This window comes from Methylocapsa sp. D3K7, from assembly GCF_029855125.1.
GTDB lineage: Bacteria > Pseudomonadota > Alphaproteobacteria > Rhizobiales > Beijerinckiaceae > Methylocapsa.
In genome coordinates, this window is record NZ_CP123229.1 from 2,144,742 (window position 1) to 2,167,546 (window position 22,805).

Genomic DNA, 22,805 nt, shown 5'->3' on the forward strand with positions numbered 1-22,805 from the left:
TCAGCCTGCTCATTTCATCCCGGATCCTGCCTTACCCGCATTTCAGACGCCTGCAATATATTATGGGGCCTCGAAGCCGCAGCCAAGCCCCGAACGGTCCTGGCTGCAATGTCCCACCACCCCGGGTTGGCGTTTCCGGTACTCGTGATCTCGCAACTGCGCGGGGAAACGAAGAGCTGCCGCATCATACAGTGTTGGCGGCTGAGGGAGGGACAAAAACCCGTTCTTGGCATTGCGATTCGTCCCGCCATGCCCGGATCTCGTAGGCCGGCATGGGTCTGTTGAAGCCTTTCAGGTTCAGTGCGCCAATAGGCGCGGCGTCGACGCATTGCTCAACCAAGCCAAATGCCCGTTGGCTGATCACGATCTGGCCGGCCTTTGCCTCGTCGCAGAGCCGCGATGCAAGATTGGTAACGCTTCCCACCGCCGCATATTCCAGGCGGCGGTCAAATCCAACTTGACCAAGAGTAGCATAGCCCAGGGCAATTCCAATTCCAAAACCCAGCGAGTGTCCGCGGCTGCGCCAATTCTCGGAAAGCTTGCCCACGCTATCGCGCATCTCCACCGCCATCCGGACAGCACGCTGAGTATGGTCCGGATAAGGGATCGGATCGTTGAACAAGATCAAAATGCCATCCCCGGCGAAGCGGTCCAAGGTTCCTTCGAACCGGAAAATGATTTCTCCCAATACGGCGTGGTACTCGCGAAGCACTTTCATGACTTCTTCGGGCTCGGTGCTTTCGGTAAAGGCTGTGAATCCTCTCAAGTCGCAGAACACCACCGTTACCTCGCGGCGGTGACTCGCAAGCAGCGAGGCATTCTCGTCGGAGGAAGCAATCACTTGCGCCAATTGGGGTGCCAGGAACCGCCGCAACCGGCCGATCCGTTCAATTTCCGCCAATTGCGTCGCCACCCGCTCCTCCAGCAAAAGGTTCCATGATCCCAATTGCTCGGTCTGTTCCATGAGCTTCGTTGCTTGCTGCTGGACGGTATCATGCGCTTTCGCCAGCTCACGGCCTTTCTGATCTATTTCATGGAAAAGCCGGGCGTTCTGCATGGCGAGAACCGACTGGTGGGCAAAGGTTTGCATCGAGCCAACCGTATTCGACGCCAAGGCCCCGGCCGCTTTGCGCTGCACCACCAGTGCGCCAAGAACCTCGTCCTGGCCCGCGAGCGGAACGATGAGTATTGAGCTTATTCCATCGATCAGCGGCAGGCTTTTCAAAGGAGAGCCGGGCGCATTCAACACATCCGCGACGAATATAGATTCTCGCTTTTTGCAAGCAGTACTTATGAGACTGTCGTCCTCGTCAATCCGGACGAAACGCGCGGCATCCCCCTGGGACTTCTCGATACCAAAAGTTTGTGCGAGTTCGAAGACCCCCGAGGAGCTATCATAACAGTAAATGGCCCCGGCATCGGCTTGCGTGATTTGGACCGCGTTGGTGACGATCGTCCGAAGCACCGAATCTAGGTCGAGCGAGGAGTTGATGGCACGCCCGGTCTCCTCGAGTACTTTCAATTCACTCACTGTTTGAGCAAGATCGCGGGTTCGCTCCTCGACTTTCTGTTCGAGGCGCGAGTAGGATTCCTGGAGCTGACCGGCCATCCGGTTGAAATGGTCCGCGAGTTCCTCAACCTCGTCTCCGGTTTTCACGTCGATGCGGTGGCCAAATTCGTTCGCGCCAAGCTCACGCGCTCCGGCTTGAAGCTTCCGTATCGGAACGACCATTCGGCGCGCCAGCAGCGTTCCAGCGCCGATTGCAAGCATAAGACCCAACGCCATCAATAAGCCAACCCGCGCAAGCATAGCGTAGATCGGCGCCAATACCTGGCTCAAGGGCTCCTCGTAGAAAACAAACCAATTCAATTGCGGAACCGGCGCGGACGCTGTCAGCACCGATCGCCCACTTAGGTCTTTGCCGATGGAGAGGGGACTTGCGTTGGGATTCAGCACGGCTGCGACCTGGGGAAGCCCGGAGAGATCCGTAGCGGGACTTTGGGTCGCATCGGAATCCGCGAGCAGCCGACCGCTCTGATCGACCAGATAAGCCGTGTTCGACTTCCCGGCCTCTGTCGCGCTCACAAAATCCGAAAGAAATTTCAGATTGATCTCGGCAACCGTAACACCGGCGTTGCGGCCCAAATGGGCCAAGGCGATCAACGTGAAGGGATCGCGCCCATGGAAATAGACGGGCGACCACCATACACCCTTGCCGAGCGCTGCCGTAAATCTTGGATCGTGCGAATAATCGGTTCCTTTCCCAATCGTAAAGGTCTTGCGCAAGGATCTCAGCTGCTCATGACCCGTTGCGTCGATCTGTACGAGCTCCTCGATCGCCGGTATCTGGTCCAGCAGCTCCGCATAGTCCGACTGCCGCTGTTCAATCGTGACGACGCTCGCTCGCGTCACCCAGCTGATATGGCGTTCGATATCGGACATGGTCTGTTCGATACGGCGCGCCGTCGCCACTGCCCTTTGGGATTGCGCACCAACCAGCGCCGTCGTTGTCTCGCGATACATAAACCATGTTTCGACAGCACCGTTCACGACGAGAACAAATATGACCAGGCCGACAAACGAGACGACGAATTTGGTGAACACACCTCCCCGGCGCATCCATCCCCCGCGCGGCGCCTTGTCCATTTCATTCACCGAAATCTGTGGGACGCAACATTGAGCTTATCCCGAATATAGCTAAAGCCAGGAGGGCTGCACGACCGCAACACGCTTTAAGAAAAATGTTTTCCCGATTGGCCCCCTCGGTTTGGGCGATTTTACAGGTTATTTTCTGTAATATCCGCCTGTAACGCAGTCGCGTCTCATGTGTCAACGGCGCAATCCAAAATCTGCGTTGGCACTTCGGATGACGCGAGCCCGGCGGCTGCGAGAGACTCATGGCGTCGTCTCTACCTATCATTCCTGGAATTGAAGACCGGCTTTGGCTGTTCCAAAAAATCCGGAAATATGGAATTTTGGGACGCGGAAGGGCGTTCCCGTAATCGAGCAATGATTGACTGGCGGCGCAAGCTGTCCATAGGTCTTGTATCGTCCCCGCATGAACATCCTTGGATCATGGCGATGAGCAAGCAGTCTGAATTTGCGGTGCTCCTCGGGTTAAATCCCCTCTTCTCCGGCTTGGGCAGCGATTCGATCAACAAGATCGCCGCATTGTGCCATACGCGTTATCTCGCCACTGGCGAGTTCCTGTTCCAAAAAGGCGACAGTGGCGACGCGTTGTTTGGGATTCGACGAGGACAGATTCGCATCGAGACCGGCTCGGCCGCTGGCGGGCGGGTCACGATGAATGTGCTCGGTGCGGGTGATCTCTTTGGAGAAATTGCGGTGCTCGATGGTCAAAACCGCACCGCCGACGCAACGGCGGGAGAACCGAGCGAACTTTTCGTTGTCCGCCGGAATGATTTCCTGGCCTTTCTTGAGAGCGAGCCCCGGGTGGCCGTGAAACTTATCGCACTGCTCTGCCAGCGGATCAGATGGGCCAGCGGCCGCTTCGAAGAGGCGGTCTTGTTACCCCTTAAGGTTCGGCTGGCGCGACGGCTCTGCGGCCTTGCCAGCGATTTCGGATCGGAGATTCACATTTCTCAGGAACAGTTGGGAATCTATGTGGGGGCGGCACGCGAAAGCGTTAACCGTCAATTGCAGCAATGGCGGCAGCAAGGAATCCTCGAGATCCACCGTGGCCGTATTTTGTTGTTGAATGCCAGCCGTCTCAGGGCGGCGGCACGCGAGAACTGAATTCCTCGTTCGAGACCTTCTCATCTGATCGAAAAGAAAGCACCAGATTCAAAAATTTGAGCGCGTTCCATGTTCCGATTGAAAAAGCCGAGCAACTTTTTCAAAACATGCTCTAATCAGCGGCAGGATACGTAGGCTCGCTTTTTTTCGATTGCTCGATCTCCTGTCCCACGCTGAGGAGGCGTTTACCGAGCCGCCACGTCAACCGCGAAATATCGTCCATCAGCGTGAAAACGGCCGGAACGAAGACGAGCGACAGCGCGGTTGAAACAAGCAGTCCGCCGATCACGGCAATCGCCATGGGCGACCGGAATTCCCCCCCAGCGCCAAATGCAAGCGCGCTCGGGACCATGCCGGCAATCATGGCGACCGTCGTCATGATGATCGGCCGCGCCCGCTTCTGACCAGCATCGATGATTGCGGCATCGCGCTCCATGCCATGGCGAATAGATTCAATTGCAAAGTCGACCAGCATGATCGCATTTTTCGTGACGATGCCCATCAGCATCAGGATTCCGATCCAGACGGGCGTGGTGAGCTGTTTGCCGGTCAGCAGAAGCGCAAGGATCGCCCCGCCGATCGAGAGCGGCAGTGAAAATAAGATTGTAACTGGCTGCAAGAAACTTCCAAACAGAAGCACAAGCACCGCATAAACCATCATCAAGCCGTAGCTCATGGCGTTGGCAAAGCCATCGGCCAGCTCATTGAGGCTCTCCGCGTCGCCCGACTGGTTGACGATGATTCCCTTGGGAAGGCTCTTCATCACCGGCAGAGCATTGATCTCCAGCATCGCATCGCCGAGCGCGGAACTGCCCGCGAGATCCGCCGCGACCGTAGCCTGGCGCTCGCGGTCATAACGGTTGATACTGGTCGGTCCCTGATAAAATTGGATATCGGCGATTGTTGATAGCGGAACCCCGCCTCCGCGGCCTGTGGGCACCCGCAGCTGCTCAATCACCTGTTGGTCGGCACGGGCGTTGGCCTCGAGCTGGACACGAATAGGAACCAGGCGATCGCCCGCGTTGAACCTCGCCAGCGCCGGACCGACGTCACCAATCGTTGCGACCCTGATCGTCTCCGCCAAGCTCTCCGTCGGCACGCCAAGGCGAGCTGATAGGTCTGTCCGCGGACGAATGCGAAGCTCTGGCCGGTCAAGCGACATGTCCGTCGTAACATTTTCAACGAGCGGTATGGCCTTCATCTCATTGGCAAGCTCGCTGGCGACATTCACGACGGTCATGCCGTCTCCTCCGGTCACCACCAGAGAGATTGCCCGCAGCCCGTTCTCGTCAGTAAACCAGTACCGAATGTCAGGAACGCCATCAAGCTCGCGGCCTATGGACAATTCCAGGTCCCGCTGGCTGATCGCCCGCTCGGATTTCGGTTTGTAATTGATGATCAACCCAGCCCGGCGGATCTCATTCGCCCGTTGCGGTGTTCTTCCGCCATCGACGAAGACGCTTCTGACTTCCGGCCGCTTACGCAAGCGGGCGGCGATAGCCTCCGTCGCTTTTTCCGTGTCGGAGAGTTGCGAGCCGGGGGGCAGTTCGATCGCCAGGACCGAGCGCGCCGAATCCTGCGCTGGCAGGAAACCCTTGGACAACAAACCCACGCTCCAAATCGACAGAGCGAACAACAGCAAACCCGTGAATACGGTCACGAAATGGTGCTGAACCGACCAGGTCACCAGACGAACATAAGCCTTAGATAGGCGCCCCGGCGGTTTTTCCGGCTGATGATGCGGGCGGAGGAAATAGGCGGCCAGCATCGGAGTGACAAGGCGCGCCGACAGCAGGGAGAACAAAACCAGCGCTGAGACGGTGATGCCGAACTGCTTGAAGAACTGGCCCGCGATCCCGGACATGAAGCTTGCGGGCGCAAAAATCGCAACAATCGTCAAGCTAATTGCGATGACCGCAAGGCCAATCTCATCGGCGGCTTCGAGGGCCGCCTGATAGGGCGATTTTCCCATCAGCATATGACGCACAATGTTCTCGATCTCGACGATCGCGTCATCGACGAGAATGCCGGTGCTCAGCGTAATCGCGAGAAAACTCACAAGGTTGAGAGAAAACCCCAGAACATCCATCACCCAGAATGCCGGGAATATCGAAAGCGGCAGGGAGATCGCCGCGATCACCGTGGCCCGAAAATCGCGCAAGAACAGGAACACGACGATAACCGCCAAAGCGGCGCCTTCGAACAGTGTCTGTATCGCCGCTTCGTAATTGCCCTGGGTAAAGTCGACCGAGGTGTCAATCAGCCTGAGTTCGACATCTGGATTGGCCCGTTTGAGTTCATCGACGCGTTTTTGCACCGCCTCGGCGACGACGACATCACTCGCCCCCTTCGAGCGTTTGATCCCGAACGCCACGATGGGCTCACCATTGAGCCGTGCGAAAGTTCGCCGGTCGGCAATTGTGTCGGTCACTATGCCAAGATCATCAAGCCGGACCTCGCCGCCCCCGGGCAGGCTGATCATCGTCGCCGCCAGTTCATTTAGAGTCTGCGCCGAGGCAAGCGTACGGATCGTCTGATCGCGGCCACCGATTTCGGCGCGGCCGCCAGCAAGATCCACATTTGTGCCGCGCAAGCGATGGCTCACATCGGCCGCCGTCAAGCCAACCGCCTGCAGCCTGTCGGGATCAAGCGAAACAAGGATTTCCCGCTCGACGCCACCGATACGCTCGACTTGCGCAACGCCACGGACTCCCTGCAGGGAGCGGGTGACGGTGTCGTCCACGAACCATGAGAGCTGCTCCGGTGTCTTCCCTGGAGCGATCGCCGCATAGGTGACGATCGGCAAGCCGACCACGTCAACGCGCTGAATCAGCGGCTCCTCGACATTTCGCGGAAGCTTCGCGCGAACGCGGGTGACTGCATCCTTGACATCATTGAGGGCGCGATCAGTATTTGTCTCGAGCCTAAACATGACGGTTGTGACCGAAACTCCGTCGCTGATCGACGACGCGATGTGACGGACTCCCTCCACGCCGGAAACGCCGTCTTCGATCGTCTTCGTGACCTGCGATTCGAGTTCGGCCGGCGCTGCTCCGAACTGGGCCACGACCACGGATATCACTGGGATATCGGCGTTTGGCAGGCGGGTCACCGGCAGTCTGTTGAAGCTCGTCCAGCCAAGCACCAAAAGGATGATCGACAAAACGATCGAGGGGAGCGGCCGGCGGATCGACCAGGCCGAAATGTTCAGCGCCATTGCGGCATTCTCAATTGTCCGGCTCGTCGACAAGAATTGTTTGCACTCGATCGCCATCATGCAGCGACGTGCCAGCATTGGCGACGACGATGTCGCCCTCGTTGAGGCCTTCGCTGATTTCAAAACGGGTATCGGAAGAAAGCCCGACGCGAACCCGACGCGTCTCGACCATCTGGCCTCGCACCACCTGCACGCTGGTTCCCTCGGTCTGATTTAAGATGGCCTCGCGCGGCACGGCCACACCACAGCTTTGGCTGGCATCAATCGTTGCCTCGGTGAACATTCCAATCCGCAGCGAGGGAGCCTGCGCAACCGAAAGACGCGCCCGGCCGAGTTGTGTCGTTCGATCGATTTGGGCCGGCACAAGGCGGACTTGTCCGATCAGTTCCGTGCCGTCTTCTAACTTGATCCGCGCGGTTTCCTCCGGTTTGAGTTTCGGCACATGGATGCCCGGCACGTCGGCTTCGAGTTCGATTTCATTGTCGACCATAATTCGGAACAGCGGCTCGCCACGCGGCGATAACACCGCCCCGACCGTTGCGGCCGATTGGGTCACAAGGCCAGCAGCAGGAGCCTTCAAGGTAATGGTGTTAGATGCCAGCTTTGCTGACGCGGACGCGCCGGCGGACGGGCCTGGGACCAGTCTTGTCCCGCGTGCAAGGACTTGCCCAGTTATTACTAGATCACCTGCCGCGGCCAAGACTTCAGTGACTCGGGTTCCCTCGTCGAGACTTACGACGGCTTCCTGTCTGGGTACGAGGATGCCGGAGACGTAAATCGTGTCAGAGAAGCATTCCTTGGTGGCACGAACGAGCTTCACAATGACGCCGCCCCCGAACTCCGGCGGCGCGGCAAATGCGCCTCCGCGCTCAGACCCGCAAAGAACCGCCCCGGCGAGAAAAGTTGCCGATGCGACACCGATCTTAATCAGGACGGAGGATTTCATCACAAGACCATGCCATAGCCCGAAACACATTGCTGATCGCTGCGAGACTCCATATCCGCTCTCCGCATCCGGAGGGAGAGCCATGGACGACTTCCTCCCAGGGTGGAGTCACGTTTCAAAGCTTGCTCTCGTCTCTTATCTATTCGCCACATTGGCCGCTGTGTTGACGACCCTGACGCGGCGGTTTTCCGGTCCAAAAGGATTGTCTGGGTTCTTCAGCCTGGTTTTGCCATAGCCAACGGCCACCAAATCCGCAGCCGGGATGTTATACTGCAAGACGAGGAATTTCTTGACCGCGTCCGCCCGCCGCTCAGAGAGCTTCTGATTGGACGCATCGCCACCCTTGGCGTCCGTGTAACCTTCGATGATAAAGGTGCTTCCCTTCAAAATCGCACTCGAGAGCGCCACGCCAAGGGCCTTGGCGTTACCCATGGCCGGGGATGCAATCTTGGCCGAATTGTAATCGAAGTTAATATCGTTATCGTAACCCTTCTTAACCTGATCGAGGGTAGCGATCTTTTCACGCTCATTGAGCGTAATCGAACGGGACGGCCGGTTCCTTAAACTGTCGATGAACTGCGATTCCGCCGCGTTCGGCGCCTGTTCGGAGGGCCCCCCCGTGAGGCTGCGTGTCAATGGCTTTGGGGTCAACGCCTGGATGATTTGATCGGCCAATGGCTGCTGTTCGGCCGCGGGCGCCGATCGTATAAAGGTGCCCCAGCCCAAACCTATGACCGGCACCGAAAAGGCTAGAACACGCATGAATTTGGCAAGATTTACGGACATGATTGGTCTCCCAGTTTATTTGAAATAAAAGTCTGAAAAAATCCGTGCAACACTAATGCTTGCTCTTAATGAATGCCACTCCTATCAAATGCCGCGGCAATGGCGGGATCGATCTGTTTCGCCGCGGTGATATCGCTGTCCCCGCCGGTGGAATCGCCGGTCTGTTTCTTGGCTATGCCACGCCCATACAACGATGATGCTTGTTTCTTGATCTGCAGCGCCGCTTCATAATCGCCGATCGCGCTCGATGGCTCGCCAATTTTCAATTTGACAAAGCCGCGGCTGTCCAAGGCATCGGCATAAACCGGCCGAAGCTGAAGCGCCTCGTTACAGTCCTTGAGCGCTGTCTTGGAATCGCCGACCATGGCGCGGGCCCAGCAGCGATTGTTGAGCGCCTCGGCATCCTTTGGATGGAGCCGAAGCGTCTCGTCGAAATCCTCAATGGCGCGGGAAAACTCACCGGTCTTCGCATAAAGTTGACCCCGCCTGTAGAACGCGGCGGCATCCTTTGGATTCTTTTGAAGATATTTATCTAGATCCTTTATCGCATCGCGGTCCTTGGGATCGGCGCTCGCTTCCTCCACCGGCAGCTTCGGAACTGGCGCCGCATCCGGCGCCACGGGAACGTCGAGCTTCGCCAATTGGTCTTGCGCAGGTCCTGCATAGTTTCCGGATGGATATTTGCGGAGGAAATCCTCCCATGCTTGTCGCGTTCCCAGTTGCTGAGCAAGCTCGTAATCGTGCTTCTCTTCGGCTGCCGCATCAGCCGCCGGTGCTGGCGTGTTTGCCTTCCCAATCAGATTGACCGCAGCTACCTGGCCGAAGATGAAATCCTCATTCAGCGAGGAATAATTCGAAGGGTTCTGCTCGCCCTGGCTTGCTCGCAAGACGCCCATGCGCGTGCGGTTGAAGACCTCTTCGGCGGGAACGCCGGGCGCCCGCATTTCATTAAGCAATTCGCTGACAAACAGGCTCCGGTCCGCCGCTGAATCTCGAACCACGCTGCCCGATCCAGCCGAGTACATGACCAGCGTTCCACTCGGCGGATTGGCAGGCAACGCAAGCCCAAGGGGAACCGGGCGGAAATTGCCTTCAAACCGGTTGCGCCGCGAAGCGTCGAGAATGGCGATTTTGACGTTGGCGCCCTTTTTGTTCATCTCGGACAAAACATTGTCCACACTCATTCCATCATGCCGAACGTCGTTTTCTTTGTAGATCTGTCCATCGACTGGGATCATGTAGCTCTGCCGGTTCGACTGAATCCCGAAGCCGCTGAAGAAGAGCAGGGCGACCGTACCCGGCTGTATTTTGTCGAACAAACGGGTGAAGGCGCGTTGCATCTCCTCTTTCGTCAGGTTCTCTCCTTCCTCTACTTGAAATCCATCGCGCGTGAGTTCATCGCCCAAAGCACGGGCGTTGCCGATGGGCTGGGTCAATTTGGGGTCGGCGTTGGGATAATTGGCATTACCAATGATCAAGGCCACGCGTGCACCCCGCCCCCCTGCATCGGCCTGCTGCGCGAAAGCATCGTGGGCGGCGGCCGGCATGAGGAGGGTCGAAATAACAAGAATAAAGGCTCTGCGCATGCTCGCATTATACCATTATTACATAAATTATATGATCACGCGTCAAAACTTAGCGCTGGGAATGACCTCAGGTTTTAAAACTATCATAATTTGGGGGATCTCACCAGACGAAGTCAACAAAACAGCGGCTCCACGCCCTGGCTTCACGCCGCAACGGCGGCTGTCATGAATTAGCTTGAACAAAGTGAAGGCCAGAAATCGGCCCCGAGGCGAAACGCTTGGCAACACGGCACCGTGCGAGAACCAGCGAAGTTTGATTACGCGCTCAAAGGCCCCGCGCTCCGTGGGCGCGCCATGCGATTCCAGGCGTCGAGACCGGCAATCTTATAGGCTTCCGCCAGCGTTGGATAATTAAACGTGTTTTCGATGAAATAGTCGATCGTGCCTTTGAGATTGAGCACGGCCTGGCCGATATGAATCAATTCCGTCGCGCCTTCGCCGACGATGTGGACGCCAAGGAGACGGCGGGTCCTGGTTGAGAAGATCATTTTCATCATCCCGGAATTAAGACCCATGATATGGCCGCGCGACGTCTCGCGAAACCGGGCGACGCCGCATTCATAGGCGATCTCCCGTTTTCTCACCTCCTCCTCGGTCATTCCCACGGTTGATATCTCAGGCACGGAATAGATGCCATAGGGGAAGAATTCCGGCGGCGCCGCCGGTTCTAGCCCGAAGGCATGGCAAGCGGCGACGCGGCCTTGCTCCATCGAAGTCGAGGCAAGGCTCGGGAACCCGATGACATCCCCGGCGGCGTAAATATGGGGGACGGAGGTTTGCAATGTGGCCGGCGTGACCGCGATGCGGCCGCGATGGTCCGTCGCGATGCCCGCCGCTTCGAGATTGAGCGCATCGGTCGCGCCAACCCGCCCAGCCGCGAAGAGCAACATCTCCGCTTGGACGACTCGGCCATTGGCGAGCGCAACAACCGGCCGGCCGGCCTCGCTGAGTTTGATGGAATTAACAGCGGAGCCGAGCCGCAAAGCGACATTACAGTCGCGCAGATCATGCGTGAACTCCTCGATCAGTTCCTTGTCGATGAAATCGAGAAAAGTCGGGCGCGGCTCGATCAGCGTGACCGCGACGTCGAGTGCGCTGAAGATGGTGGCATATTCGACGCCAATGACACCGGCTCCGATGACCGCAAGACTGCGCGGCAGCTTCTTCAAATCGACGATCTCGTCACTGTCGAGCACGTTCACCCCGTTGAAGGGCACATAGTCAGGCCGGAATGGCCGCGTGCCGCAAGCGATCAAGATAGTCGCGGCCGTGTACACGCGCGTTTCGCCGCTCTCGCTCGTCACTTCGATCTCATGGGGGCCGGCAAAACGTGCCTTCCCCCACCGCGTTCTCACGGCATTGCGGTGGAACTGATGCTCCAATACCTCGACCTCGTGATCGAGCGTTTTGTGCATCCGCATCATCAGGTCGCTGGCTTCGATCTCCTGCTTCACGCGATAGGAACGCCCATAGAACCCGCGCTCGCGCCAGCCGGAGAGGTTCAGGACTGTTTCGCGCAGCGTTTTCGATGGGATTGTGCCCGTATGGACGGAGACGCCGCCAACCCGGCGGCCCTTCTCAATGACGAGAACGGACTTGCCCAGTTTCGCCGCCTGGATCGCCGCCCGCCGCCCCGAGGGGCCGCTTCCGATGACGATCATTTCGTACTCGTGCATGGGACCGACTTTGTAATATGGAAGCTGTGATTGAGGCTCGATCGCAGCGGGAAGCCTTCAACAGCAAAGCAAATAACGCGCCAGCGATAGGCTCTGGTTTGCGGGGAGCATTCGTATCCAGCTTAAACTCCAGTGTATTCCGTCGGAGACAGCCGGTAGCGGTTAAGGTTTTGGCGGTCCGTCGCAGCCGTCCCGTCAATGCTGCCGGAGCCGTTCCCTCATTCACCTCACCGTTTCCAGTGGGTTGGGCGACTGCCTTATTTCGGCCGTCCTTTTTTCCTGATATAAGAAGCTGAGGGTATTCGCTTCTTCGCAAACTAGAACTTACGTGAAACCGTTCGAGAACGGATAGCTTGGGTAAAGAACTCACTAAGATGAGGGATCCGGTGTCGAGCCCGTCGCCTTTGCTGAGTACTAAACGGATATTTCGACTTGTCCTGTGTATTTAGGATTTCGCCTTCCATCGCGCGCCGCCTTTCGGCCGCCAGAACTTTCATGCAATGCGCCGCCGCAAGTCATTGCGGAAAGACGAGACCGCCGGCGACGGTTCGAGAGGTTTCTACCAAGCGCTTCGAGGTTCTTGTAGAGGCGCACGATTGGAATTAGGACCGTTCATGCCAACCATCTCCCTGGTCGACGATGACCGCAATATTCTGACCTCCGTGGCAATCGCCCTCGAAGGGGAAGGCTATCGCGTCCAGACCTATACGGACGGCTCGACGGCGCTCGACGATCTTAAGAGCAACCCTCCCGATCTCGCGATTTTCGATATTAAGATGCCGAGAATGGACGGCATGGAATTGCTCCGCCGGTTCCGCCAGAAGTCCGATGTGCCGGTGATCTTCCTGACCTCGAAGGACGAGGAAATCGATGAATTGTTCGGCCTCAAAATGGGTGCCGACGATTTCATCCGGAAACCCTTTTCGCAGCGCCTGCTCGTCGAGCGCGTCAAGGCGATTTTACGGCGCGCCAATCCTAAGGAACCCGGTAGCCAAAAAGAATCTGAGGCGAAGATTCTCGAACGCGGCTTTCTCAAGATGGACCCGGAGCGCCACGCCTGCACTTGGAAAAACGATCAGGTAACACTGACCGTCACCGAGTTCTTGATCCTTCAGGCGCTGGCGGCGCGGCCAGGCGTCGTCAAAAGCCGCAACGCGTTGATGGACGCGGCCTATGACGATCAGGTCTATGTCGATGATCGTACGATCGACAGCCATATAAAGCGGCTGCGCAAGAAGTTTAAGGTCGTTGACGACGACTTCGAAATGATTGAGACCCTCTATGGGGTTGGCTACCGGTTCAAGGAATGAACCCGCCGAACCCGCAGCCTTGATTTCCCCGGCCCGCCGGCAACTCCTATATGTTTCGCGAACAGGATGAACCGCCTGGATGCACGCGCACCGGACCGTGACCGCACTTTGCCATGCAATCCAAGGGCCGTCGGGGGGCATGCGGGCGGCTGCATTTATCGGGCGTGCTCTTTTTGGCGACATCCTCTATAGTGGTTCCATGAATGGCCTTGACATGTGCCGCTGAGCACGGGGACCGGTTTGATCTGACCGGCGTCCCGGTGCGCAAGCAAAACGGGGCTGAGATTACGGGCAATTGCTATAAATTTTATGCCCCTAGGAGGGGATCGCCGGTCAATGAGTCTTGAGGCACGCGAAGGAATGGGCTTCGAACGGGCGCCTGGCATGGCGCGGCGGGCGAAGCGAATCCGGCGGAACCTTGGCCTGCGATTGCGCGCGTTCGTTCGCGTCGCTAGCGGGCGGTTTGCGTCTCCCTTGGCGCGGCGGATCGTGTTTCTTAACCTTGGCGGGCTCGCGGCGCTTCTCATTGGATTTCTTTATCTCAATCAATTCCGCGAAGGGCTGATTGACGCGAGAGTGCTGAGCCTGCAAGTGCAGGGCGAGATTATCGCCGCGGCCATCGCATCCTCCGCTACTGTCGAAACCGACTCGATCGCCATCGATCCGGACAAGCTGCTGCAGCTCGCCCCAGGTCAGAGTTATGCGCTGGCCGACGAAACCGCACCATCGCTCGAGTTTTCGATAAATCCCGAGCGAATCGGGCCAGTCCTGCACAGACTGGCTTCCCCGACCCGGACACGCGCGCGCATTTACGACCGCGATGGTTATTTGCTGCTTGACTCGCAATCGGTGACAAGCCGTTCCAATATCATGCGCTTCGATCTGCCGCCGCCTGCGCAAGATGAATCCAAGTCTGTCTGGATGCGCATCGGAAGCGCCTTAAAGAGCCTAACCGGCAGCCCAAGTTTACCCCTTTACGAAGATATTGGCGTCGCCAATGGCAAGACCTATCCGGAAGTCGCGCGCGCCCTGAATGGCGGCGAACAATCCATCGTACGGATCGATCCCAAGGGAGAAACCATAGTCTCGATCGCCGTGCCGATCCAACGTTTCCGGGCAGTGCGCGGCGCCCTGCTGTTGTCTACCCAAGGCGATGACATCGACAAGATCATTGGCTCGGAACGCGCCGCCATCGTCCGCATCTTTCTGGTTTCCGCCGCCATCATGCTGTTGCTCTCTTATTTCATCGCTGGAACTATCGCCGAGCCGATCAGGCGGCTGGCGGAGGCGGCCGAGCGGGTGCGCCGGGGGACCAAGGCACGCCGGGAAATCCCCGATTTCACCAACCGCTCGGATGAGATCGGCCATTTGTCCGGAGCGTTGCGCGATATGACCAAGGCACTTTACGATCGAATCGAGGCGATCGAAAGCTTCGCCGCCGATGTCGCGCATGAATTGAAGAATCCGCTGACCTCCTTGCGAAGCGCGGTCGAGACGATGCCTGTCGCGCGCACGCCGGAATCCCGCCAGCGTCTATTGTCGATCATCGAGCATGATGTTCGCCGGCTCGACCGGCTCATCAGCGACATCTCCGATGCTTCGAGACTTGATGCGGAGCTGGCGCGCGACGACGTCGATCTCGTCGATCTGATGCGCTTACTTGATACGGTTGTCGCCGTCGCCAACCTCGTCAAAGATCAAGGCGCGAATCAGGTTGAGCTCGTCATTGCCCGCCACGGCAAGGATGATAATCGCAGAGCGCCGTTCATGATCCTCGGGCATGATTCCAGGCTTGGTCAGGTTTTCAACAATCTTATCGATAACGCACGCTCGTTTTCGGGTCCCGGCGGAAGCGTCCGCGTGCTGTTACGCCCGGCCAAAGATTATACGCCGCAGGGCCATGTGCGGGACGGTTATGAGATCGTCATCGATGACGATGGGCCGGGCATTCCCGCCGATGCCTTCGAACGCATCTTCGAACGGTTTTATACCGACCGCCCCGGTCAAGGCTTCGGGCAAAACTCCGGCCTTGGACTGTCCATCTCGCGACAAATCATCGAAGTCCATGGCGGCCACATACAGGCGCTCAACCGTGTCGGGCCTCCCGGCCCCGACGGGGTCATTCCGGTGCTTGGCGCCCGTTTCCTCGTGTTTCTGCCGCAGGTTCAATAAGTCTTGCCCGGCGAAGAAGACCGGCTCACCGCCGGCATGGAAAAATTCTATCTCCATGCAACCGCTGCCGTTATCGGCGAGGCTGGCATCCTCATCATGGGGCGGACGGGAGCCGGCAAAAGCAAATTGGCGCTCGCCCTGATCGCGGCGGCCGAAGCCGCTGGCACTTTCGCTAGGCTTGTCGGAGACGACCGGATCGGCATTGAGCGCAGAGGTGACCGGATCATTGCCCGAGGGCATCGCGCGATCCTCGGAAAAATCGAACGCCGCGGACACGGTATCGGCGAAATACCATTCTTGGCCGCGGCTGTTGTCCGCCTTGTTGTCTCACTCGGCGGCCAAGGCCATGCGTGCCCGCCCCGGCTCCCGGATGAGGCCGAAGCCAACACCGTCCTGGCGGGCCTGCGACTGCCTTTTACAAGCCTGCGGCAAGACGCCGCAGCCTGCGATCTAGCCGCCAGCGTTCTGGCCGATCCTCGATTGTATGGAAAAGGCCGCTAAGTCTGCCAAACACCCTCCATTTCCCTCGCGAATGGCAAATCTAAGATTTCCCAGACAGGGCTTCGTTCCGATTCGTTTCCGTCCGAGTGCACGAATGGGATACGAGAGCGATCGCCGTCGAGGCGCGTCATTTTACTTGCCAATTCAGGTGCGCTGCACAAAATGCCCCGGACTCCGGTCCTGGCTGGGTCATTCCAGCAAGGATCATCCGCAAGACCGCTGCTTGCTATCTCGTGTTTTTGCCTTATCACGAATGAGCTTTCCGGAGGAGGAATGGGATGGCGGCGGCTGGTCCATGGAATGAAACAGCCATACCCGCGAGAGGCCATTAGGCTTTTGCAGCGGGTTTGTTCTATGAAGCCATTCCTTAACAAGGCTCTTCGGGCTGACGTGGAATTTTGTGATCGAGACGCAAATCCTTCAAACGCTGGGAGCATGCTGGAATCGAAAAAGCCTCACGGTTTTTCCGGCCTTGCGCACGTCTGGTCACCCTGCTTCCCATGACGAAACCCTCTCACATAAGTGCCGACGGGCACGAAGTTCCTGAATGAACAGGTCCCTTTGATGATTGGAATCGTCCTCGTGACCCATGGCCGCCTCGCGTCGGAATTCCGCGCGGCGCTCGAGCATGTGGTCGGTCCGCAAAAGCAGATCGAATCGGTGGGCATCGGACCCGATGATGATATCGAACAGCGACGCCAGGATATTATTTCAGCCGTCGCGCGGGTGGACAGCGGCACCGGGGTCGTCGTCCTCACCGATATGTTTGGCGGCACTCCTTCCAATCTGGCGATCTCCATCATGAACGGTGCAAATATCGAGGTGATCGCGGGCGTCAATCTGCCGATGCTGATAAAACTTGCCTCGGTGCGCGATAGCGCGAACCTCGATCAGGCGGTGTGTCAGGCGCAGGATGCCGGCCGCAAATATATTTACGTCGCAAGCAAGTTCTTGGGCGGCAAATGAGCGGCGACGATACAAACAAGGTTGATCCAGGCGATTGTCCGGATTTCGAGCCGCCGCCGGATGTCCTCGTGCGCACCCTCGAAATCATCAATCGCAAGGGGCTGCACGCGCGTGCCACCGCGAAACTCGTGCAATGTATCGATGGGTTCGACGCGGCGGTCACCGTGAGCCGCTGCGGAGAAACCGTCGGCGGAACCTCGATCATGGGCATTTTGACTCTCGGCGCCGGGCCTGGAATGACGATTACCATTACCGCGGAGGGAACCCAGGCAGCCGATGTGTTGGAAGCCGTCGCTGCACTCGTCGCCAACCGCTTCGGCGAGGACGAGTAAGCCCGGCAGAAATTTACCAGGTCAGCTGCCCGCGCGGTTGGGGTCGCGCCATTCCCGCTCGAAAGGTAGCCGCCAGGCATGCGGGGCGACGAGTTGATGGATCGATTTTGGTCCCCACGAACCAGGCGGGTACAGGCGAACCGGAGGCGGCGCTTCCAGCAAAGGGATCGACACTTCCCAGAGCCGTTCAATCCCCTCGGCGGTCGTAAACAGCGTGTGGTCGCCGCGCATCGCGTCGAGGATCAAGCGCTCATAGGCTTCGAGGACGTCGCCGATCAGGCCGGTGTCATGCATGGCAAATTGCAAGCTCAGCTTATCGAGCCGCATGCCGGGCCCAGGGCGCTTGCCGTAGAAGGACAGCGACATCTTTGAGGCATCCGCCAAGTCGAACGTCAAATGGTCCGGGCCTTGCGCGCCAACCCCCGACCCCACGGGGAACATGCTTTTGGGGGGTTCCCGGAAGGCGATGGAAATGATCCGTTGCCCCTCCGCAAGCCGCTTGCCGGTGCGCAGGAAGAACGGCACGCCGGCCCAGCGCCAATTGTCGATCGAGCATTTCAACGCGATGAACGTCTCGGTATCCGACTCGGGGTCCACCCCCTCCTCGGCCCGGTATCCGGTGTATTGCCCGCGGATGACATCCTTCGGCTCGATCGGCAACATGCTGCGAAAGACCTTGTTCTTTTCCTCGCTGATCGGCGCCGGTTCCAAGGCTGTTGGGGGCTCCATCGCCATGAAGGCGAGAATCTGAAACAAATGGGTCACCACCATATCGCGGAAGGCGCCGGTCGCCTCGTAGAACCCGGCGCGTGAGCCAAGCCCCAGCGTCTCCGGCACGTCGATCTGCACATGGTCGATGAAATTGCGGTTCCAGATCGGTTCGAACAGCCCGTTGGCGAAACGGAAGGCAAGGATGTTTTGCGCCGGTTCCTTGCCAAGGAAGTGGTCGATCCGGAAGATCTGGTCTTCGGAGAAGACCTCATGCAATTCGGTATTCAGTCGCACCGCGCTGGCGAGGTCCGTGCCAAACGGCTTTTCCATGATGATTTGTGAGCGCTCGACAAGCCCTGCTTCGTCCAGCAAGCGGACCGCCGACAAGGCGGCATTGGGCGGCACGCTCAGATAGTGCAAACGGCGACAGTTAGCGCCCAGCTCCTGTTCAGCCCGTTCCACCGCTGCCTTGAGGCCGCTGGCGCCCGCGGCCAGCGGGACATAATCTAAGGTCTCCGCGAAGGCGTCCCAGGCGGCCCCATGGTTCTTACGCGTGGCGAATTGATCGAGGGCGCCGCGCGCGAGCGTCCGGAAACCATCGGCGTCGAGGTCGTCGAGCGAGACGCCAATGATCCGGCAGCCGGGGATGACCCCGGCGCTCGACAGATGGAACAGGCCCGGCAGCAGCTTCCGCCGGGCGAGGTCTCCGGTGGCGCCAAAGAGAACGACGGCTTGCGGATATTTCGGACCAACCCCTGGAGGAATCTTTGCCAATGTGCGCATCCCATGCCCAGCCGCTTAGGCCGGCAGCGCAGCGCCCCAGCGGCAAAATCCGAACTGTCACTTTCAGAAGGCGATCAGCCTCCACGATAGGCGCGCGCTGCCGCGATGAGGCCGGCGGTCGAGGCGTCGAAGCCTTCCGTCGAGCGGCTCGCGTCGGTGACGACAGGGGTCAGCTTATTGGCGAGTTCCTTGCCAAGTTCGACGCCCCATTGATCGAAGGAATTGATGTTCCAAATCACGCCTTGAACGAAAACCTTATGCTCATAAAGCGCGATCAATTGGCCGAGCAGGCGCGGCGCCATCTGTTTATAAAGAAACGTGCTGGAGGGCCGGTTGCCGTCGAAAACCTTGTGCGGCGCGAGCGCCTCGATCGCATCGGTGCTCAATCCTTGCCCGGCCAATTTCTGCTTCACCTCGGCAAGCGGCCGTCCCTGCATCAACGCCTGGCTCTGAGCCAGGCAATTGGCGAACAGCAAATTGTGATGCTCAATATCCGCGCACAAAGGTAGGACCGCGACGAGGAAATCGATCGGCACGATTTGGGTGCCCTGATGCAACATTTGGAAAAAGGCATGCTGACCGTTGGTTCCAGGTTCGCCGAAAATCACCGGGGCGGTTTCGATTCGCGCGCGGGCGCCGGTTAAGTCCACCGACTTGCCGTTCGACTCCATTTCGAGCTGTTGCAGATAGGCCGGAAACCGCGCCATCCGCTCGTCATAGGGGATAACGGCATGCGCCGCGCAGCCCCAAAAGTCGCGATACCAGACTCCGAGGAGAGCCATCAGCACCGGAATGTTGCGCTCCAGGGGCGCTTCGACGAAATGGCTGTCGATGTCTTGTCCGCCGCGCAGAAATTCCTCAAATTTCTCCTTGCCGATTCCGATCGCAAGCAAGAGCCCAATCGACGACCAGATCGAATAGCGGCCGCCGACCCAATCCCAAAAGCCGAACACGCGATCGCTTCTGATGCCGAATGCGGCGATTTTATCGAGCTGGGTGGACACGGCACAAAAATGATCGCCGACCGCCGCCTCGCCGAGCGTCGCCGCGATGGCTTTCCGCGCGGTGGCGGCATTCGTCATGGTCTCGATCGTCGTGAAGGTTTTTGAACAGACAATGAAAAGCGTCGTTTCGAGCGGCACCCGTTTCAAGGTATCGCCGAGATCGGCGCCATCGACATTGGAAACCGTGTGCAGTCTCAGACGGTTGGGAACGAAGGGCGCGAGCGCCCGCGCGGCCATGGCGGGGCCAAGATCCGAGCCGCCGATCCCGATATTCACGATATCGGTGAATCTCTCCCCGCTCGCCGACTTTGCGTCACCATTATGGATGGATTCCGCAAAAGCTTCCATCTTGTCCCGCTCGGCCAGCACCTCCGGCATGACATCATGGCCTTCGGCGAACATGGGTCTGCCCGAAAGATTGCGCAAAGCCATGTGCAGGGCGGGACGGTGTTCGGTGCTATTGACCGGTTCGCCAGCAAAGAGCGCCGCACGGCGCTCTTCGACACCGGCGGCCCGAGCGAGATCAAGGAGCAGCCCGAGCGTTGTTGTGGTGATGCGGTGTTTCGAATAGTCGAAAAGGAGATCGTCGAGTTCGACGTGAAACCGCGCGAACCGGTCCGGGTCATCGCGGAAAAAGTCAGCGATCGATTGCCCCGCCAAGGATTGTTTGTGCGCGTCGAGCGCGGCAAGGGCGGCTTCGATATTATGTGTAGCCATGCGTCACACCCCAATGATTACTGGACGCAAGCGAGCCGCTTCAAAATGGCAAAAGAAAGTGCGGAGGTTCCGCCACTGCCAATCCGGTGATGAATTTTGGCGGCGGACGCGGCCATCCCCGATCCGGCGGAACCAGGGACCGCGGAAAGCGGCCCCTGGTTTCTATTCGCATTGTCAATACAACCAGGCGCCGGAGCAAAGCCCAGACAGCCCAGCCCCGTCACGGATTGTAGGCACGCTCGCCGTGATCGTTGATGTCGAGACCTTCGAGTTCGACCTGTTTCGTTGGTCTAAGACCAATGATGAGATCGACGAATTTGTAAAGAATCGCCGACCCGATTCCCGACCACAGCAAAGTGAAGATAACCGTTTTCAGTTGTATCAGCACTTGTGCCTTCATGTCGTAATCCCCCGGCGACGCGAAGCCAGGTTTGGCGGCATAGTCGGTCAGGCCGACGCCGCCGAGATAAGGGGCGACGAGAATGCCGGTGCCGATCGCCCCGATGATGCCGCCAACACAATGTACGCCGAAGACATCGAGGGCATCGTCGTAACCAATCAGCGGCTTTACATAAGAGACCATGGCGAAGCACACCGCTCCAGCGAAGAAGCCAAGGACCACCGATCCCATCGGGCCTGCAAAGCCAGAGGCTGGAGTGACGGCGACAAGGCCCGCGACCGCACCGGAAATCATGCCCAGCAGCGAAGGTTTGCCCCTCAACAACCATTCCATGAACATCCAGCCGAGTGTCGCCGCCGCGGTTGCCACCATGGTGTTCACGAAAGCGAGCGCAGTCGTTCCTGTCGCCTCGAGGTTCGAACCGGCGTTGAAGCCGAACCAGCCCACCCAGAGAAGCGAGGCGCCGATCATCGACATGGTGACCGAATGCGGCGGCTCGATATCGCGGGGATAGCCGATCCGCTTGCCGAGCATCAAGCAACCAACCATACCGGCGATACCCGCGTTGATATGGACCACGGTGCCGCCGGCGAAGTCGAGAGCTCCCATTTTGAAGAAGTTTCCGGCATTGGCGTTCACCGCATCAAGGTTGGCCTGTGCAGCTGCTTTGGCAGCATCGTCCGGAGCGTCGAGAAGGGCCTTCGCGGCATCGGCGATGGTGTCCGGGCCTGCCCAATACCAAACGCTGTGCGCGATGGGAAAATAAATGAAGGTCACCCATAAAATGATAAAGACGAAGACCGCCGAGAATTTCATCCGTTCGGCTATAGAGCCAATGATCAGCGCTGGCGTGATCATGGCGAAGGTCATCTGAAACACCATATAGGCGTATTCGGGCACCACGACTCCGTTGGAGAACGTCGCCGCGGTGGAATCAGGGGTCAATCCTTTGAGAAAAGCCCGGTCCAAGCCGCCGACGAGATTGTTCCACTGGAACCCTTCGAGGAGGCCGAGCCAGGGGTGTTCGCCTCCCGCGAATGGAATTAACTCATGGCTGCCTTCGGTAAAGGCAAGCGAATAACCATAAATCACCCAAATGACTCCGACGACCGCGACGATCGCAAAGACTTGCGAAAGCACGGATGCCATGTTTTTCGTGCGGACCAAGCCGCCGTAAAAAAGCGCGAGACCGGGTATCGACATCATGAGGACAAGAGCCGACGAGGTCAGCAGCCAAGCGGTATCGCCCTTATTGGGGACGGGGGCGTCTGCGTGGGCGAGCCCAGCCGCTCCCGCGGCCAGCAGCAGCCCTAAACCGATCGCCCTTGGGGCAATCCTTGGAAGGAAACGAACATTCATATTCAACTCCTGCGATACAACAAATTGGAAGGAAGGCACCTCAGATGGCTTCTTGATCGCGCTCGCCGGTCCGGATGCGGACCGCTTGATCGAGCGCGGTGACAAATATCTTGCCGTCGCCAATTTCACCGGTCCGGGCCGCCGTCGTGATGGCATCGATGGTCTGGTTGACGAGATCGGACGCCACCGCGACTTCGACTTTCAACTTAGGCAGAAAGCTGACGGCATATTCCGCCCCACGGTAGATTTCCGTGTGACCCTTTTGGCGGCCGTAACCCTTAACCTCCGTCACGGTCATGCCGTGCGCACCGATCGCCGTGAGAGCATCGCGGACCTCGTCCAGCTTGAACGGCTTGATGATCGCAGTAACTATTTTCATGTTGCTTTTCCTGCTTGCCTCTACCTTGGGAACTTCGAAACGGGTGGGAACTTGTTTGTGGCGCAAGGCCGGGCGCGGGATGGCGGCCGTGCTTGGCTTGCTGATAGCAAGCCTTGGGCCAATTGCTGCCCGCAGTTATGAAACCACCTAAGCTACAGTCACGAGATTGTGAAAGCCTATGCTCATGGAGGAATGATGGATAT

The 22,805-nt window shown here is 58.4% G+C and carries 16 protein-coding genes; 6 read left to right on the top strand and 10 right to left on the bottom strand.

Annotated features, from left to right (window positions below; genetic code table 11):
- Positions 1-184: 184 nt before the first annotated feature.
- Entirely contained in the window at positions 185-2,647 is a 2,463-nt protein-coding gene (locus tag QEV83_RS09830; RefSeq protein WP_280127576.1) for an adenylate/guanylate cyclase domain-containing protein, read from the bottom strand.
- 435 nt (positions 2,648-3,082) lie between these two features.
- On the opposite strand from QEV83_RS09830, the gene QEV83_RS09835 reads away from it, so the two are divergent.
- A complete protein-coding gene (locus QEV83_RS09835) occupies positions 3,083-3,757 on the top strand; it encodes a Crp/Fnr family transcriptional regulator (protein WP_280127577.1) in 675 nt (224 codons plus the stop codon).
- 112 nt (positions 3,758-3,869) lie between these two features.
- On the opposite strand, the gene QEV83_RS09840 is transcribed toward QEV83_RS09835, so the two are convergent.
- The 5 genes from QEV83_RS09840 to sthA all read right to left on the bottom strand — a co-directional run bounded on the left by QEV83_RS09840 (position 3,870) and on the right by sthA (position 11,968).
- Positions 3,870-6,974, bottom strand: coding sequence for an efflux RND transporter permease subunit (locus QEV83_RS09840; protein ID WP_280127578.1), 3,105 nt, complete (start codon positions 6,972-6,974; stop codon positions 3,870-3,872).
- A 10-nt stretch (positions 6,975-6,984) separates the two neighbouring features.
- Positions 6,985-8,004 (bottom strand): efflux RND transporter periplasmic adaptor subunit, encoded by a 1,020-nt coding sequence (locus QEV83_RS09845; protein WP_280127579.1) that lies wholly within the window; start codon positions 8,002-8,004, stop codon positions 6,985-6,987.
- Positions 8,005-8,055: 51 nt separating this feature from the next.
- Positions 8,056-8,706: an OmpA family protein gene (locus QEV83_RS09850; RefSeq protein ID WP_280127580.1), complete on the bottom strand. Its 651-nt coding sequence runs from the start codon at positions 8,704-8,706 to the stop codon at positions 8,056-8,058.
- Positions 8,707-8,771: 65 nt separating this feature from the next.
- Positions 8,772-10,292, bottom strand: coding sequence for a caspase family protein (locus QEV83_RS09855; RefSeq protein WP_280127581.1), 1,521 nt, complete (start codon positions 10,290-10,292; stop codon positions 8,772-8,774).
- Positions 10,293-10,549: 257 nt separating this feature from the next.
- Positions 10,550-11,968: a Si-specific NAD(P)(+) transhydrogenase gene (sthA, locus tag QEV83_RS09860; RefSeq protein ID WP_280127582.1), complete on the bottom strand. Its 1,419-nt coding sequence runs from the start codon at positions 11,966-11,968 to the stop codon at positions 10,550-10,552.
- A gap of 614 nt (positions 11,969-12,582) precedes the next feature.
- On the opposite strand from sthA, the gene QEV83_RS09865 reads away from it, so the two are divergent.
- The 5 genes from QEV83_RS09865 (at position 12,583) to QEV83_RS09885 (ending at position 17,249) form a co-directional block, all read left to right on the top strand.
- The gene (locus QEV83_RS09865; RefSeq protein ID WP_280127583.1) at positions 12,583-13,278 is read left to right on the top strand and encodes a response regulator transcription factor; all 696 of its coding nucleotides are present in this window, start codon (positions 12,583-12,585) and stop codon (positions 13,276-13,278) included.
- A gap of 336 nt (positions 13,279-13,614) precedes the next feature.
- Positions 13,615-15,450, top strand: coding sequence for a stimulus-sensing domain-containing protein (locus tag QEV83_RS09870; protein ID WP_280127584.1), 1,836 nt, complete (start codon positions 13,615-13,617; stop codon positions 15,448-15,450).
- A gap of 3 nt (positions 15,451-15,453) precedes the next feature.
- Positions 15,454-15,951, top strand: a complete 498-nt coding sequence (locus QEV83_RS09875) for an aldolase (RefSeq protein WP_280127585.1) — start codon at positions 15,454-15,456, stop codon at positions 15,949-15,951.
- 564 nt (positions 15,952-16,515) lie between these two features.
- Positions 16,516-16,917 carry a PTS sugar transporter subunit IIA gene (locus QEV83_RS09880; RefSeq protein WP_280127586.1) on the top strand — a complete coding sequence of 134 codons (402 nt, stop codon included), beginning with the start codon at positions 16,516-16,518 and terminating at the stop codon, positions 16,915-16,917.
- On the top strand, positions 16,914-17,249 hold the full coding sequence (locus QEV83_RS09885) for an HPr family phosphocarrier protein (protein ID WP_280127587.1): 336 nt from the start codon (positions 16,914-16,916) through the stop codon (positions 17,247-17,249). The genes QEV83_RS09880 and QEV83_RS09885 overlap by 4 nt, the downstream gene beginning before the upstream one ends.
- 21 nt (positions 17,250-17,270) lie before the next feature.
- On the opposite strand, the gene zwf is transcribed toward QEV83_RS09885, so the two are convergent.
- The 4 genes from zwf to QEV83_RS09905 form a co-directional block, all read right to left on the bottom strand.
- Positions 17,271-18,734 (bottom strand): glucose-6-phosphate dehydrogenase, encoded by a 1,464-nt coding sequence (gene zwf / locus QEV83_RS09890; protein ID WP_280127588.1) that lies wholly within the window; start codon positions 18,732-18,734, stop codon positions 17,271-17,273.
- An 83-nt stretch (positions 18,735-18,817) separates the two neighbouring features.
- Positions 18,818-20,464, bottom strand: coding sequence for a glucose-6-phosphate isomerase (pgi, locus tag QEV83_RS09895; RefSeq protein WP_280127589.1), 1,647 nt, complete (start codon positions 20,462-20,464; stop codon positions 18,818-18,820).
- Between the two features lie 220 nt (positions 20,465-20,684).
- Complete coding sequence (locus QEV83_RS09900) at positions 20,685-22,223, bottom strand: ammonium transporter (RefSeq protein ID WP_280127590.1); 1,539 nt, start codon at positions 22,221-22,223, stop codon at positions 20,685-20,687.
- A gap of 40 nt (positions 22,224-22,263) precedes the next feature.
- Positions 22,264-22,602 (bottom strand): P-II family nitrogen regulator, encoded by a 339-nt coding sequence (locus QEV83_RS09905; RefSeq protein WP_280127591.1) that lies wholly within the window; start codon positions 22,600-22,602, stop codon positions 22,264-22,266.
- Positions 22,603-22,805: the final 203 nt, after the last annotated feature.

Excerpts from the sequence above, each read along its gene's own strand:
- QEV83_RS09880 (WP_280127586.1), top strand. The coding sequence starts at position 16,516 with ATGATTGGAATCGTCCTCGTGACCCATGGCCGCCTCGCGTCGGAATTC.
- QEV83_RS09845 (WP_280127579.1), bottom strand. The coding sequence starts at position 8,004 with ATGGCTCTCCCTCCGGATGCGGAGAGCGGATATGGAGTCTCGCAGCGA.
- QEV83_RS09840 (WP_280127578.1), bottom strand. The coding sequence starts at position 6,974 with ATGGCGCTGAACATTTCGGCCTGGTCGATCCGCCGGCCGCTCCCCTCG.
- QEV83_RS09870 (WP_280127584.1), top strand. The coding sequence starts at position 13,615 with ATGAGTCTTGAGGCACGCGAAGGAATGGGCTTCGAACGGGCGCCTGGC.
- QEV83_RS09835 (WP_280127577.1), top strand. The coding sequence starts at position 3,083 with ATGAGCAAGCAGTCTGAATTTGCGGTGCTCCTCGGGTTAAATCCCCTC.
- QEV83_RS09850 (WP_280127580.1), bottom strand. The coding sequence starts at position 8,706 with ATGTCCGTAAATCTTGCCAAATTCATGCGTGTTCTAGCCTTTTCGGTG.
- QEV83_RS09905 (WP_280127591.1), bottom strand. The coding sequence starts at position 22,602 with ATGAAAATAGTTACTGCGATCATCAAGCCGTTCAAGCTGGACGAGGTC.
- sthA (WP_280127582.1), bottom strand. The coding sequence starts at position 11,968 with ATGCACGAGTACGAAATGATCGTCATCGGAAGCGGCCCCTCGGGGCGG.
- QEV83_RS09865 (WP_280127583.1), top strand. The coding sequence starts at position 12,583 with ATGCCAACCATCTCCCTGGTCGACGATGACCGCAATATTCTGACCTCC.
- QEV83_RS09900 (WP_280127590.1), bottom strand. The coding sequence starts at position 22,223 with ATGAATGTTCGTTTCCTTCCAAGGATTGCCCCAAGGGCGATCGGTTTA.
- QEV83_RS09830 (WP_280127576.1), bottom strand. The coding sequence starts at position 2,647 with ATGGACAAGGCGCCGCGCGGGGGATGGATGCGCCGGGGAGGTGTGTTC.
- pgi (WP_280127589.1), bottom strand. The coding sequence starts at position 20,464 with ATGGCTACACATAATATCGAAGCCGCCCTTGCCGCGCTCGACGCGCAC.
- QEV83_RS09885 (WP_280127587.1), top strand. The coding sequence starts at position 16,914 with ATGAGCGGCGACGATACAAACAAGGTTGATCCAGGCGATTGTCCGGAT.
- QEV83_RS09855 (WP_280127581.1), bottom strand. The coding sequence starts at position 10,292 with ATGCGCAGAGCCTTTATTCTTGTTATTTCGACCCTCCTCATGCCGGCC.